This window comes from Actinomadura livida (genome assembly GCF_014648675.1).
Classification (GTDB): Bacteria; Actinomycetota; Actinomycetes; order Streptosporangiales; family Streptosporangiaceae; genus Spirillospora; species Spirillospora livida.
On record NZ_BMRO01000020.1, the window covers coordinates 113208 to 126651 of the forward strand.

A 13444-nucleotide genomic window follows, 5' to 3' on the forward strand; every position below is an offset into this window, starting at 1 on the left:
GACGATACCAAGGGCTTGCCGAGGCTGACGGCTCTGCGGCCTGACGCCGTGGGGCAGGCGTTCAGGTGCGGTCGGCGAGGCGTTCGACCTTGGCGATGGGGCCGGCGACCAGGATGACGTCCCCGTACTGCAGGACGGTGTCGGCGGTGGCGTAGGTGAACGGCTCGTCGACCGACTTCACGCTCACCACCGTCACGCCGTACTTGGAGCGCAGGCGCGTCTCGCCCAGGGGAATGCCGACGATCTCCTTGGGCGGACGGGTCTTGATCAGGGCGAAATCCTCGTCCACCTCGATGTAGTCGAGCATCCGGCCGCTGACCAGGTGGGCGACGCGCTCGCCCATGTCGTGCTCGGGCAGCACGATGTGGCTGGCGCCGATCCGTTCCAGGATGCGCTTGTGCTGGTGGGTGACGGCCTTGGCCCAGATGTCCTCGACCTCCAGCTCCGCCAGCAGCGAGGTCGTCAGGATGCTGGCCTCCAGGTCGCCGCCGATGGCGACCACGGCCCGGTAGAACTCCTCGACGCCGAGTTCGCGAAGCGCGTCGATGTCGGTGGCGTCGGCGGTGATGACGTGGGTGAGCCGTCCCGACAGCGCCTGGACGATCTTCGGGCGGTTGTCGATGGCGAGCACCTCGGTGCCGCGCCGCGCCAGTTCCAGGGCCAGCGCCGAACCGAACCGGCCCATGCCGATCACCACGACGGGAAGATTCTCAGCCAACGATCGGCCTTTCCACGGGGAGTTCGTAGCGGCGGGTGCGTTCCCGCAGGGCGAGCGCGGTGGCGAAGGTGAGGGGGCCGATGCGCCCGACGAACATCAGCACGACCAGCACCAGCTTCCCGGCGGACGGCAGCTCGGCGGTGATCCCGGTGGACAGGCCCACGGTCCCGAACGCCGAGACGACCTCGAACAGTATGCGGTCCAGCGTATGGGACGTCATAGCGAGCAGCGTGAACGTCCCGGCGGTGACCATGGCGATGCCCAGCAGCACGATCGCGATCGCCTGCCGCTGCGTGCCGTCGGGCAGCCGGCGGTGCCCCACGTTGACGTGCGCCTCGCCGCGCATCTCCGCCCACAGCACGAATGCCAGCAGCCCGAACGTGGTGACCTTGATGCCCCCGGCGGTCCCGGCGCTGCCGCCGCCGATGAACATCAGCACGTCGGTGACCAGCCAGCTCTCGGTGCGCATCTGGGCGACGTCCACGGCGTTGAGCCCGCCGCTGCGCGGCATCACCGCCATCATGAAGCCCCCCGGCAGCCGGTCGGACTCGGGCAGCGCGCCCAGGGTGCCCGGATTGTTCCACTCGGCGGCCGACAGCACCAGCGTCCCGCCCGCCAGCAGCACGACCGTCGCGGCCACGGTGACGCGCGTGAGGATCGACCAGCCCCCCGGCCGGCGCCAGTCCCGGGCCAGTTCGAACACCACCGGGAAGCCGAGCCCGCCGACGATGACCGCCGTGCAGACGGTCAGGATGATCCACGGGTCGCCCGCGAACCGCGTGAGGCTGTCCGGCCACAGCGCGAACCCGGCGTTGTTGAACGCCGACACCGCGTGGAACCCGCCCAGGTACGCGGCGCGGCCGGGGGACTCGCCGTAGCCGATGAGGAACCGTCCGGTGAGCACCGCCGCGACGACGGTCTCGGACACCAGGCTGAAGACCACCACGCGGCGGACGACCCGCCGCACGTCGGTCATCCGCAGGGTCTTGGTCTCCACCTGGGCGGCGAGCCGGGCCCGGAGCCCCACCCGGCGCGACAGCAGGATGGCGAACAGGGTCGCCAGGGTCATCAGCCCCAGCCCGCCCACCTGGACGAGCGCGAGGATGACGAGGTTGCCGAACATCGTCCAGTGCGTGCCGGTGTCGACGACGACCAGCCCGGTGACGCACACCGCCGAAGTGGCGGTGAACAGCGCGTCCACCACCGAGGCCGAGCCGGGCTCGGACTGGGCCACCGGCAGCGACAGCAGCAGGGTCCCCGTGAGGATCGTGACCAGGAACCCGGTGGCCACGACCTGCGCCGGATGCTGGAACCGTTCGAGGAACAACGTCCCCCACGGCCGCGACCTACGCCCCCCGACCAGCACGCACCCCCCGAGTCCAGAACTGCCTTGGACATACCACCACACCTCGGCCCCTACCGGGGTACGGGCTTCGGGAACTCCTCAGTGGTGCGCCGGGGACCGTCCTAGGTCCATCCCCCATAGGGGACGGTGAGGACCTCCATGGCGTGCCCGCCGGGGTCGGTGAAGTAGACGCCGCGTCCCCCGTCCCGCGTGTTGATCTGGCCCGCGCCGGAGCCGTCCGGGTGGGCGTAGTAGCGGGCGCCGGACTCCTTGATCCTGGTGAAGATGGCGTCGAACTCCTCGTCCGGCACCAGGAACGCGCAGTGCTGGGAACGGAAGTCGTCGGAGTCCATGAAGTCGAGCGTGACCCCGTTCCCGGTCGTCACCGGGATGAACGGCCCCGTCTGATCCCCCGCCTCAAGCCCGAGAATCCGCGCCAGGAAGTCGGCGGAAGTCTTCTTGTCCCTCGCCGGGACGATGATGTGGTCGAGCCGGATGGACATGCACCCTCCCCGTGAACGCGACCCGGCCGCTCCGGGCCTCTCCCCACGAGCGTGCTCCCTCAACCCCACTTGAGGTCAACCGCGCCGCCGCCCGCGTCAGGTGCTCCGCCTGAGCTGCTCCAGCCCGCGCACCGCGTCGCCGAAGACGCGGTGCAGGACGTCATCGCCGCGCTGGTCGTCGGCGCCCGCGGCGATGATCGTCTGCACGGCCGGGTAGCCGCGCAGCCCGACCTCGGTCGGCCGTCCCGCGGAGATGATCGTGTAGATCTCGCGGACCGGATAGGTGTGCACGGCCCTGACCTGCCCGGCGAGCCCGCCGGCGCCACCGGCAAGGAACGGGTTCGTTGATCCGGTCGACAAGCGTCCTGCCCCTGGCCGAAGGAGACATCTGGGCGCCGATACGGCCGATGAAGTGGTGCGCGTCATCAGGGATGGTCTCCCTCGGCAGCGGATCGCCGCCGAACGCGACCAGGTCCGCTTCGGACAGGAAGAGCCCGTGCGGCATGCCCTGGGGTTGAGCCGTCTCCGGCGCGTCGAACGAGATGCCCGGGACCTCCGGCCAGAGACCGGGACGGTTGGCCGCGAGGCGCAGCTGCCGGTACTGCCACAGCCCCGGGGCACGGGCGAACATGATCCCGTGCACGTCGCGCCAGTAGTCGAGGACGGGGAAGAGCGCGCCCGCACCACGAGGGGTGAATGCTTACTACGAGCGCCAGGAGGACGAGCTCGCAGGCGAGGGCCGCTCCGTAAGTCAGGAGGCACCGCGCGATAAACCGCCGCGAAGTGGGTGAAAGCGGCCATCGCGGACGCCAGTTCCTCCTCCAGCACCTCCGGCTCAAGGCGCTCCGCCACCGGACCCACCCCAAGATCGACAAGCGAGAACTCACCGCTCAACCTGCAGAAACAGGATCACGCGGAGGCGACTCTCACACCACTCCACTGGACGTGACCGTCGACGCTCAGTGTCGGCCGTTGATGTCATAGGTGTTGAGCAGGGCGCCTGAGGTGAATCTTCGCGTGTCGGTGAGCCGGAGGTCCTGCTGCGGGTACGTCCCGTTGAACAGTGGCGTGCCGCCGCCCAGGAGGGCGGGATTGATCAGAAGCCGCAGCTCGTCCAGGACGCCGAGGCGGATGGCGGCGGTGGCGGCCTGGCCGCCCGCGAAGAGGGCGAGGCCGCGGCCGTCCCGGCGCTTGAGGTCCTTCAAGGCCGTCGCCGGGTCGTCGCCGAGCGGGTGGGAGTTGTGCCATTCGGTGTCGCGGAGGGTGCGGGACATGACGTACTTCGGCAGCTCGTGCATCCGGCGCCGCTGCGTGGACGAGACCTCCTCGCCGGCCGTCGGCCAGTAGGCGGCGAGCTGCTCGAAGGATGTCCGGCCGAAGACCATCCCGTCGATCGACTCCAGCACTCCGTCCATGTGGGTCTGGAACTCCTCGTCGGCGAACCGCCAGTCGATATCGCCCGCCGGGTCGGTGATGTAACCGTCGATCGACACGTTGATGTGCAGGAACAGACGCCTCACGAGGGCTCCTCTAGTTGGAGGGATGACTTTTTGAACGACTGACCAAGAACTAGTACCGGCAAGCTGTCACTTTTTGAACGACATGTCAAGAAGTCGTACGATGCCGTCATGTCACGCACCGGACGGCCGCGCTCCTTCGATGACGACCAGGTCGTCGGGAGCGCCCTCGATCTCTTCTGGCGGCGCGGTTACGCGGCCGCGTCGCTCCGCGACCTCAAGGAGGATCTCGGCGTGCTGCCGGGCAGCGTGTACGCCGCATACGGCAGCAAGCACGCCCTGTTCCTCCGTGCGCTGGGGCGTTACGTGGACGCGGCCCGGGAGCAGGCCGACGACATGGCCGCCGAGGGCGCCGTCCTGCCGCGCATCCGGGCGCTGCTCCTCGACGTCCTCCAAGCCGCGCAGGCGACCCCCGGACGCGGCTGCATGCTGGGCAACACAGCCGCCGAACTGCTCCCTGAGGACGAGGCCGCCGGGCGGCTGGTGCACGGGGGTTTCGCCGCGCTGGAGGACGGCCTGAAGCAGGCCCTCCAGGCCGCGCAGCGATCCGGCGAGGTCCGCGCCGGCGTCGACTGCGGAGCCCAGGCCCGCCTCCTGCTCGGCCTCATGCAGGGCCTCCACGTCCTCGCCCGTGCCGAACCCGACCCGCTCCGCCTGTCCGATGCCGTCGACGCCGCCCTCGTCGCGCTGACCGACCACTCCGGGACCGGCCAGAAGTCCTAGCGGCTTCGGCCTCCGGGGCGGCGGCGGGCCAGGCCAACGTCGATCACGCGGGCCGCGGCGTCCGGCCGCGGCACTCCGGTCCGCTGCGGGTCACTCGTCGGGGACGATGCACAGGGTGGCCGTTCCCTTGCCCTTCTTCGCGGGCAGCACGAGCGTCCGCGTGAACGTGGAGCAGGACGTGCGCTCGTCGTAGCGGTAGACGACGCGGTAGTTCTCCGTCCACGGGGGACCGAGCGCGCAGGGATGCCTCCGCCAGGTTCCCCAGCCGTCGATGTCCAGGCCGCCGGAGTGGACGCAGTCGCCCGCCTTGGCGAGATGCGCGGTGGACGCGAACGTCACCATCGTCCCCATGAAAGCCACGGCGACCGCCACGCAGGTCCCGACCGCGAGCATTCCCCGGCTGATGCGGGGGCGTGACGCGCGCCTCCGGGTCTCGTTCAGGCGTCGGGTCCACGAGGTCGGCCGAGAGACCGGGGGTTTTTGAGGGGCGGGGCGTTGCCGGGAGAGCAGGTGGGAGGTGGGCTTGTCGTCCGGATCTCGCGGGCCGTCGATCAGGTCCAGGGCTTCGGCGGCGGTCGGGCGGGTGTCCGGGTCCTTGTCGAGCAATCTGGTCATCAGGTGCGCGAGCCTCCCGGCCCGCTTCGGCGGCGGAGGCTCGTCCCGCAGCAGCGCCGTGACGGTCTCGGCGACGGTGTCGCGGCGGAACGGGGACACACCCTCAACGCACCGGTAGAGGGTGACGCCGAGGGAGAACAGGTCACCGGCGGTGCCGTTGTTCTTGCCGCTCAGCCGCTCCGGCGCGAGGTACTCCATCGAGCCGATGACCGCGCCGGACGCCGTCAGCGCCGTGTCCGCCTGGTGGACCGCGATGCCGAAGTCGGCGAGCAGCGCCTCCCCGGACCCCGCCAGCATGACGTTCGCCGGTTTGATGTCGCGGTGCACGACCCCGGCGGTGTGCGCCGCGTCCAGTGCCTTCAGCAGCACCTCGGCGATCTTCGTGGCCTCCTCGGCGGAGATCGTCCCCGCCCTCTTGAGCCGGTCCTCCAGGGAGTGGCCGTCGACGAGGCGCATGACGATCCAGGGGACGTCGTCCACGATCACCACGTCATGGACGGGGATGATGCCGGGATGGTCCCGCAGCCGCGCGGCGTTGCGGGCCTCCCGCCTGGCGCGGGTGAGGAACTCCGCCCGCTCCGCGTCGGAGGCGGTCGGCGGCACCCGCACCTCCTTGACCGCGACGTCCACGCCGAGGGTCTCGTCATGGGCCTTCCAGACCCGTCCGAAGCCACCCGATCCCAGCTCCGCCACGAGCCGGTACCGTCCGCCGATCCGGTCCAGGTGCGCCTCCTGGGTCACGCGCGTCCTCCACTGGCCGGTATCGCCTCGAACGGAAGTTGATTATGTCCCAGGCGGATGGTGAACGACGGATCATGCCGTGCTGTGCCTGGACGACCGGCGGCCATCGGGCGGGTGCTCGCGGAGTCCGGTTGGGTGCGGCCGGGACAAGAAATCGACTGGACATCTGAGGCCGCCGCGCTAGAGGTCGGCGGCGGCTGGGAACTGGAACTCGGCACCCCACCGCCCCAGCCCGCCTGGTTCGTGGTGCTGCCGTTCGTCTTGCTGTGGCCGCCGGTCGACGCGGAGGAGCACGACGACGAGGAGGAGGACGACCTCGACGAGGAGTACCCGGACGTCTGGGAGCGGCTGCCGGACGCGGGGCACACCGAGTTCGAGGCCGAGTTCCTGCGGGTCCGCGCCATGGTCGAGAAGCTGATCGGGCCGCCGGGAGTGTCCACGGCGACCTTTCGCTGGGCGTGCGCTGGGACGTCTGGGAGCGCGGGAAGACGGTGTTGGCCCTGTACGCCCAGGACGACATCCCCACGTACGCGCACTACGACCGGCTCGCGCTGGGTGTCTGGCACGCCGACGAGTGGAGCCCGCCCGAGTAGCGTGCTTTCCGCGACAGGCGTGTGGGACGCGGGAGGTCAGGCGGCGGCGCAGATGATTCAGGTGCGGGCGGTGGGGCGGGACTTAGGGCGTGCCGGGGCGATCGGGCCTCCGCAGAGACGCACCCGGCCTCAGGTCACCACACGGACCAGACGCTGAGGCCGTCGGCGGGGAGGGTCGGCAGCGACTGCCCACCCCTCACCGAGCCGAGCAGCCTGCCGGTGCATTGCTTGTCCGAATAGACGAGCAAGGCGACCGGGATGCCCGTGCCGCCCCGGTGCGTGTTGGCGACGGATCGCAACGGGAACGGCGCGTCGAGGCATCCGGCGCCCGGCCGGAACGTCGTGACCAGGCCGACGAACCCGGCCCCCGACCAACCGCACAGCGACTCGGCCGGACAGTCCCAGGGGTCCGGCGCCGGTGCCGCAGACGCGGACGACACCGGCAGTACCGCCGCGGCCGCCGCCACCGCCGTGACCAGCGAGGCACGAGTCAAGGTCCGCCACATGGGCGCACTCCCTCCGTAGGCGCTCTGGCCACACAGGTTCGCCCAGGATTCCGATGCGGTCCAGTGGCCCGTGAAAGATTTCACGGGCCGGCTGATCGGGTCCCGGGCGCCGGTGCGTATGAATGGTCAAGAAACCCCGGTCCTCCGTATGGCAGGGCTGGCGGAGAAGCGCGTGACCGAATCCGGCCAGAGTATGCGTAGAGTGACAAGTAAGTGCCGGTATTTCAGCTCTGGGTCGTGTGAGCTGCGATTGTTCTCGTTATGGACCGATAGAATCTGAAATGAGGTCATCGTCACGCACGGTGTTTATGGGAGTACGGTTGACGCTCCTCCGTGGTCGATATATATAAGGCGTGAAGAGTAATATCGGCAAGGCGAGGACCGTGCCATGACACTCAGGTTGATCGGCGGTTCGGGCTGCGGTAATGGTCCGTGTCCTGCGGTGTACGAGACGGAGAACAAGACGATCGTCGTCCAGGGCTTCGTCGTCGATCCGGAGCGGACGGGCCTCGCGCTGCCGCCCGGCGAGGGCGCCGTCGAGATCCCGCGCTACATCCTCGAGCGGGCGCTCGCCGCCGACTGACCGCGCAGGCCGGCACCGCTTGAGGCACCGGCCCGTCACACGGGAGAATTGCCATCATTCTCAACATGGAAGAGTTCGGCCGGCTCTTCTCGGAGTTCAGGTCGTCAGCGACGCGCATCGAGACGCTCGACGTCTATTCGGTGCCGGAGGAACGCGACAACCTCGACCTCTACCGTTCCGGAGCGCCGCTGCCGCCGGACCGGAACGAGGAATGGGCGCGCAGCATCCGGGAGTGCGTCGCGGCCGGCAAGTACATGGGCAGGGTGCACATCATCGACCACGTCCTGACGCCATATCTCCAATTCGAGATCGACTGGTATTACGCGGTCAACGGCGCGGCGGGCGAGGACATCCGGTTCATCTTCCGTGACGATGTGCCCGACATCCCTTATACGGACACGTGGCTCTTCGACGACGAGATCGTCGTGGATCTGAGCTACGACCGCTCCGGCGAACTGCTGTACATCAACAGGAACGACGATCCCGAGCGGCGGGAACAGGCGCGGACCGCCTGGCGGGAGTTCTACGTCCGGTCCTTCCCACTGGCCGATCTCCTGGCCAAGGTCCGCGGCGCCGAGCTGGAAGTGCCGCGCTCGCCGCTCGGCCTCCGGCCCGCATGGGCGAAGGAGCACGCATGCGCGTCGAAGGCCGGCCGCACCTGAGCACCGACTTCGTCCTCAGCGACCAGGCGGCCGGCTACCCGCGCCGGACGGTCACCACCACGGCGAGACCGGACGACCTCGACGCGGTCGTCCGGTCCGGCTACCTCGTCCGGCGGGGGCTGCTGGACGGTGCGACGGCCGCCCTCCTCGCGGACGCCGTCCTGCGGCTCGCCAAGGCCGAAGACGGCCGTCCGGAAGCCGAGAGCCTCCCCGGCCAGAGCATCTACCTCCGGTCGCTGCTCGACAAGGACCCGGTGTTCCACCCGCTTCTCCGACTGGAGCCGGCACTGTCGATCGCGCGGACGCTGCTCGGCCCGCAGGTCTGGATCGATCTGGAGGCCCGGCTGAACCACGCGGGCCGGGCCGGGGTCGGGGTGCCCTGGCACGCCCACCTGCCCGTCATCCCCGACCCGCTCCCGGCCCTGTTCAGCTACCCCCACCAGGTCCACTGCCTCGTCTACCTGGACCGGATCACCGAGAAGGAAGGAGCCCTCTGCCTGCTGCCCGGCTCGCACCGCCGCGGCGACCTGCGCATACCGCTCGGTGACCAGAGCGACCGCGACGGGCAGGTCGAGCTGTTCTTCGAGCCCGGCGACGCGGTCCTCATCCACGCCGGGCTCTGGCACCGGACCGTTCCGTCCAGCGCCGTCGCCGGATACCGCCGGCTGCTCCTGCTCGGCTTCGTCCCCTCCTGGCAGCGGCCCAGCACCGCGTGCGGCGTTCCCCCGGAACGCGCGCTCACGGAGGACCTCGCCCGCGGAGGGGACGCCGAGACCCGCGAGCTCCTCGGCGAGTTCCGGTGGTGACCGTCCGGCTGCGCCCGCTGGAGGAGGCCGACCTCCCCGTCTTCGAACACGCCTACTCCACCCGGGACGGCGCCGGGGAACACCAGTGGTTCGGGTTCAGCCCGCCCGGCCGCGGCCTCGCCGAGATGGGGGCGCTCGGACCGCACGGCGGACGGCTGACCGTCACCGCCGACGACCGAGCCGCCGGAAGCGCGTTCTGGTTCCGCCGGGAATGGGGCCCGGCCGAGACGTCCTGGTGCTGGGAGGTGGCCCTGCACATCCTCGCGGAGCAGCGGCGCCGCGGCCTCGGCACCCAGGCGTTGAGCCTGCTCACCCGGTACCTGTTCGACCACACCCTCGCCTGGCGCGTCCAGGCCGTCGCCGACGCCGCCAACACCGCCTCCCAACGGATGATCATCCGGGCCGGCTTCACCCGGGAGGGCGTCCTGCGCGCCGCCCAGTGGCGTGAGGGGCGCCGCCACGACCAAGTGCTCTACTCGCTGCTGCGCGACGACCTGCCGCCTCAGCCCTGATCCTCGTAGATCACGAGAGCCTCCGACCGGAGCTCGACGGACCGCGGATCGTCGTAGCGGGCGAGGACCGTCAGCGCCTCGGTCACGTGCAGCTCGCCCATGTCGTGATCCCCGGCCGCCGTCAGGGCGTCGCCGAGACGCAGGAGGCTCTTCCCGCGTTTCCACTCGTCGCCCACCATTCCGTGCACCGCGGCGGCGCGGCGGTGGAAGTCCACGGCCTCCGGCAGCCTGTCCAGCGCCCGGTACGCGCGGCCGGTGCCGTCCAGGGCCATCGCCTCCCGGCTCGGGTCGCCCTCGCGGCGGAACGTCACGGCGGCCTGCTGGGTCGAGACGAGCGCCTCGTCGGGCAGCCCGGCGGCCAGCTGCGCCTTGCCCAGGTACAGCAGCGCCGTCCCCTCCCACAGCGGGTTGTCCATGTGGCGGGCGATCGACACGGCCTCGTCCGCCGCCGCGAGGGCCTGCGCCGCGTCACCGCGCCGGCGTGCGAGCAGGCTGAACGCCGTCAGCACCATCGACTCGTAGAGCCGGTCGCGCATGTCCCGGAACGCGGTCAGCGACCCGGTGAGCTCCTCCTCCGCGTCGTCGTGCCGTCCCAGCTGGCAAAGGGCATAGCCGAGGCTGTAGCGGACGGTCGCGGTCCAGTACGGGTCATCGAGGTCGCGGACGATCGTCAGCGCCTGCCCCAGCACCGAGCGCGCGTCCTCCGGCTCGTGCGCGAACAGGTGGACCCAGCCGAGCCCGTTGAGGGTCTTGGCCATGCTCAGCGGGTCGTCCAGCTCGCGGTGGATGCCCAACGCCTCGCGGTGGTACTGCTCGGCGTCGTCGAGCTGCAACGTCATCCGGGAGAGGCGGCCGAGGCTCTCGCACAGTGCCGCCTCGCCCTCCCGGAAGCCGAGGGTCCGCGCGGCGGACAGCCCCGTCAGGGCCGTCTCGCGCCAGTCATGGACGTGGTTGTAGGTCGCGTAGATCCGTTCGAGGACGATCGAGAGCCGCCACGCCAGTTGCAACTGCCCGGTGTCCGCCGCCGCCTGGACGGCCCCCGCGAGGTTCTGCTTCTCCTGCGCGTACCACTCGGCGGCCTGCTTGCGGCCGGTGAACCTCACCCGAGGCGCGTCCGCGGGCGGATCGACGGTGAACAGGAGGGTCGTGTCATGGGCGATGGACAGCGCGCACTCGTAAGCGCCGTGCAGGTACCAGGCGCACACGCGCCGCACCGCGTCGAGCTGCTCGCCCTGGGGGATCTCGTACCTGGCCCTGTCGACCGCGTAGGCGCGCAGCAGGTCGTGGAACCCGTAGCGGCCGGATCCCCGGTTCTCCAGCAGGTAGGCGCCCGCCAGTACGTCGAGCGGGCCGCGCACCCGGTCGCCGGGCCCGGACAGGACCGCCGCCACCGCCTCGCTGAACTCCCCGCCGGGATGCAGCCCGAGGAGGCAGAACAGGCGGGCGGCGGCCGGCGGAAGGGCGCGGTACGACCAGGCGAAGACGGTCCGGACCGCCTCGGCCTCCTCCTCGTCGCCGGTGGACAGCGCGTCCCACAGCGACGACTCGTCCCGCAGGTCCGCGATCAGCTCGCCGAGCGGCATGCCGGGGCGGCTCGCCGCGCGCTCGGCGGCGATGCGCAGCGCCAGCGGCAGGTGGGCGCACAGCCGAGCCAGTTCGGCGAGCTCCTCCGGGTCGTCACCGGACCGGTAGTCCGCCGTCGTCTCGGTGAGCAGCGCGACCGACTCCTCTTCCGAGAGCGTGCCGAGGATCGTCCGCTTCGCGGGGGCGCGGATCAGGAGCCCCGACATGCTGCCGCGGCTCGTCACGATCGCCAGGCTATGCCCCATTCCCGGAATGAGGGGCCGGACCTGTGCGGCCGTCCCCGCATTGTCGAGAATGACCAGCATGTGGCGGTCAGAGAGAATTGTTCGGTACAGGCTGGACTTGGCCGCCACGTCGTTCGGGACGGCGGACGCGGGAACGCCGAGCGCGAGCAGGAAACCCTCAAGCGCCTGATCCGGCGTGACCGGAATGCCGGGGTCGTAACCCCGGAGATCGACATAGAGCTGGCCGTCCGGAAACTCGTCGCGCACCCGGTGCGCCCAGTGCAGCGCCAGCGATGTCTTCCCGACCCCGGCCGTCCCCGCGATCACATAGGCGACGACGCCGCCGTCCGCGCCCTCCCGCCGGGCGGTGAGCAGGTCGTCCAGGCGCCCGAGGTCGGCCCGGCGGTTGACGAAGACCCGGACGCCGCGCGGTAATTGCCGCGGTGCGGTGTGGGTGCCGCGGCCGTAGTGGAAGTGGATCCCGCCGCTGATATCGCGGGCTTGCACGACATCGCTCGCGCTGCCCGACATGGTGGAACGAGTACCGGGCTCGGCGGGATCATGATGGCTGTCCGACATGCGACCACCCGTCACTCAGCGGCGTTTCCAGACTACGGTGCCCGACCCCGCCGGCGAATACGGCCCCGAGGCCAGCTAAGGACACCTGGCCGTGCGAACTTCGAGGCTTCGCGGGGCCTTTACAAAAGGCAGACCCTCGGCAACGGCGTCGGCCCCACCTCCGAAGTGCACGCGCTCGCGTGCGTCCTGTGCGACGTGCTCAACGGACGTCCCGGAGGAGATCGAGTCGCCACCGCCCGGACGGCGCGGCAGAGATGCTCGCCGACCTCGACGCCTACCTCGCCCGCCTTTCCCCGCCTGCTCGACGTAGGACGATGACCGCGGTGTTTCAGGTGACCCCGGGTTTCAGGTGACCGTTTTGTGACTTTGGTGTTTCAGGTGGCGGCGCAGGTGATGCAGGTGCGGGCGGTTGGGCGGGCCTCCAGGCGTCCTGGTGCGATCGGGCCGCCGCAGCGTTCGCAGGTGCCGTAGGTGCCGCCGCGGATGCGGCGCAGCGCGTCCTCGATATCGGCCAGACGCTCGCGGGCTCGGCTCAGCGACGCCTCGACCCGGGCGCGTTCGAAGGCGATGGTGGCGCCTTCCGGGTCGTGCTCGTCGTCCGCGTTGGCGTGTGCCGACGCCTCGACGACGCCGTCCCAGTCGCCGCTCAGCGACGCCATGAGCTTGAGCGTGTCGGCGCGGTCCGCGATCAGCCGATCTTCCGCCGTGGTCATCTCACCTCCAACGTCTCCGTGCCGCAGCCCATTCCGGACCAGGCCGTTCGGCGCGATGCCGTCCGGCGGTGCCACGGAAGACCGAGTGAGTTCGCTGTGGCCGGATCTGCCGTCCCCCACTTTCGGGGGGGCGGCTTGACGGATGCCGGGTCGGCATGCGATTCTGGCTGCGGGATCAAGGTTGACGGTTAATGTAACGTGTGGACATTTGTCTGCCGCTTGGCCTATGCTGCCTCTTCGCGCTCGCCTTGGTCATCCCGCTCCTCCGTGATGGTCGTGATGCCGTCTGGCGTGCGTGTCTTCAGTCCGCCGCGATCCCTCGGAAGGACATTTGTTGGCAGTGTCGCGCAACACCTCCGCCGTGCCCGCCGGTCCCCGCCGCGCGTCTTTCGCGCGCATCAAGGAGCCGCTTGAGGTTCCCGACCTCCTTGCTCTGCAGACCGACTCCTTTGACTGGCTGCTGGGCAACGAGAGGTGGAAGGCCCGGGTCGAGGCGGCCCAGAAGGCCGGAAGTAAGAGC

General features: G+C 70.3%; 17 protein-coding genes. 7 read left to right on the forward strand and 10 right to left on the reverse strand.

Annotated features, from left to right (window positions below):
• Window positions 1-61: 61 nt before the first annotated feature.
• The 5 genes from IEZ03_RS33675 to IEZ03_RS33695 all read right to left on the reverse strand — a co-directional run bounded on the left by IEZ03_RS33675 (window position 62) and on the right by IEZ03_RS33695 (window position 4086).
• Window positions 62-718, reverse strand: coding sequence for a potassium channel family protein (locus tag IEZ03_RS33675; RefSeq protein WP_229808742.1), 657 nt, complete (start codon window positions 716-718; stop codon window positions 62-64).
• Entirely contained in the window at window positions 711-2045 is a 1335-nt protein-coding gene (locus tag IEZ03_RS33680; RefSeq protein ID WP_184881447.1) for a TrkH family potassium uptake protein, read from the reverse strand. The genes IEZ03_RS33675 and IEZ03_RS33680 overlap by 8 nt, the downstream gene beginning before the upstream one ends.
• A gap of 140 nt (window positions 2046-2185) precedes the next feature.
• Window positions 2186-2566: a VOC family protein gene (locus tag IEZ03_RS33685; protein WP_184881449.1), complete on the reverse strand. Its 381-nt coding sequence runs from the start codon at window positions 2564-2566 to the stop codon at window positions 2186-2188.
• Window positions 2567-2662: 96 nt separating this feature from the next.
• Window positions 2663-2926 (reverse strand): hypothetical protein, encoded by a 264-nt coding sequence (locus IEZ03_RS38340; RefSeq protein ID WP_221480585.1) that lies wholly within the window; start codon window positions 2924-2926, stop codon window positions 2663-2665.
• Between the two features lie 599 nt (window positions 2927-3525).
• Entirely contained in the window at window positions 3526-4086 is a 561-nt protein-coding gene (locus IEZ03_RS33695; protein ID WP_184881451.1) for a dihydrofolate reductase family protein, read from the reverse strand.
• A 108-nt stretch (window positions 4087-4194) separates the two neighbouring features.
• Between IEZ03_RS33695 and IEZ03_RS33700 the strand changes: the two genes are divergently transcribed.
• Window positions 4195-4806 (forward strand): TetR/AcrR family transcriptional regulator, encoded by a 612-nt coding sequence (locus IEZ03_RS33700; RefSeq protein ID WP_184881453.1) that lies wholly within the window; start codon window positions 4195-4197, stop codon window positions 4804-4806.
• Between the two features lie 90 nt (window positions 4807-4896).
• Here IEZ03_RS33700 and IEZ03_RS33705 read toward each other — a convergent pair whose 3' ends face one another.
• Complete coding sequence (locus tag IEZ03_RS33705) at window positions 4897-6162, reverse strand: serine/threonine-protein kinase (RefSeq protein WP_184881455.1); 1266 nt, start codon at window positions 6160-6162, stop codon at window positions 4897-4899.
• A gap of 180 nt (window positions 6163-6342) precedes the next feature.
• Window positions 6343-6528 carry a hypothetical protein gene (locus IEZ03_RS33710; protein WP_184881457.1) on the reverse strand — a complete coding sequence of 62 codons (186 nt, stop codon included), beginning with the start codon at window positions 6526-6528 and terminating at the stop codon, window positions 6343-6345.
• Window positions 6529-6620: 92 nt separating this feature from the next.
• Between IEZ03_RS33710 and IEZ03_RS38670 the strand changes: the two genes are divergently transcribed.
• Window positions 6621-6755, forward strand: coding sequence for a hypothetical protein (locus tag IEZ03_RS38670; protein ID WP_268248585.1), 135 nt, complete (start codon window positions 6621-6623; stop codon window positions 6753-6755).
• Between the two features lie 134 nt (window positions 6756-6889).
• Here IEZ03_RS38670 and IEZ03_RS33715 read toward each other — a convergent pair whose 3' ends face one another.
• On the reverse strand, window positions 6890-7261 hold the full coding sequence (locus tag IEZ03_RS33715) for a peptidase inhibitor family I36 protein (RefSeq protein WP_184881459.1): 372 nt from the start codon (window positions 7259-7261) through the stop codon (window positions 6890-6892).
• A gap of 442 nt (window positions 7262-7703) precedes the next feature.
• On the opposite strand from IEZ03_RS33715, the gene IEZ03_RS33720 reads away from it, so the two are divergent.
• The 4 genes from IEZ03_RS33720 (at window position 7704) to IEZ03_RS33735 (ending at window position 9824) form a co-directional block, all read left to right on the forward strand.
• Window positions 7704-7844 carry a hypothetical protein gene (locus IEZ03_RS33720; RefSeq protein ID WP_229808743.1) on the forward strand — a complete coding sequence of 47 codons (141 nt, stop codon included), beginning with the start codon at window positions 7704-7706 and terminating at the stop codon, window positions 7842-7844.
• Window positions 7845-7909: 65 nt separating this feature from the next.
• Window positions 7910-8506: a DUF6879 family protein gene (locus IEZ03_RS33725; RefSeq protein WP_184881463.1), complete on the forward strand. Its 597-nt coding sequence runs from the start codon at window positions 7910-7912 to the stop codon at window positions 8504-8506.
• The gene (locus tag IEZ03_RS33730; RefSeq protein ID WP_184881465.1) at window positions 8479-9312 is read left to right on the forward strand and encodes a phytanoyl-CoA dioxygenase family protein; all 834 of its coding nucleotides are present in this window, start codon (window positions 8479-8481) and stop codon (window positions 9310-9312) included. Before IEZ03_RS33725 ends, IEZ03_RS33730 begins: the two co-directional genes overlap by 28 nt.
• The gene (locus IEZ03_RS33735; RefSeq protein ID WP_229808744.1) at window positions 9309-9824 is read left to right on the forward strand and encodes a GNAT family N-acetyltransferase; all 516 of its coding nucleotides are present in this window, start codon (window positions 9309-9311) and stop codon (window positions 9822-9824) included. The genes IEZ03_RS33730 and IEZ03_RS33735 overlap by 4 nt, the downstream gene beginning before the upstream one ends.
• Here IEZ03_RS33735 and IEZ03_RS33740 read toward each other — a convergent pair.
• Together IEZ03_RS33740 and IEZ03_RS33745 are read right to left on the reverse strand one after the other, a co-directional pair.
• Window positions 9815-12211 (reverse strand): ATP-binding protein, encoded by a 2397-nt coding sequence (locus IEZ03_RS33740; RefSeq protein ID WP_184881469.1) that lies wholly within the window; start codon window positions 12209-12211, stop codon window positions 9815-9817. The genes IEZ03_RS33735 and IEZ03_RS33740 overlap by 10 nt on opposite strands.
• A 374-nt stretch (window positions 12212-12585) precedes the next feature.
• Window positions 12586-12924, reverse strand: coding sequence for a TraR/DksA family transcriptional regulator (locus tag IEZ03_RS33745; protein ID WP_184881470.1), 339 nt, complete (start codon window positions 12922-12924; stop codon window positions 12586-12588).
• 334 nt (window positions 12925-13258) lie between these two features.
• Here IEZ03_RS33745 and IEZ03_RS33750 point away from each other — a divergent pair.
• Window positions 13259-13444 (forward strand): hypothetical protein (locus tag IEZ03_RS33750; RefSeq protein WP_189241268.1); only part of this gene is annotated, 186 nt, incomplete at its 3' end.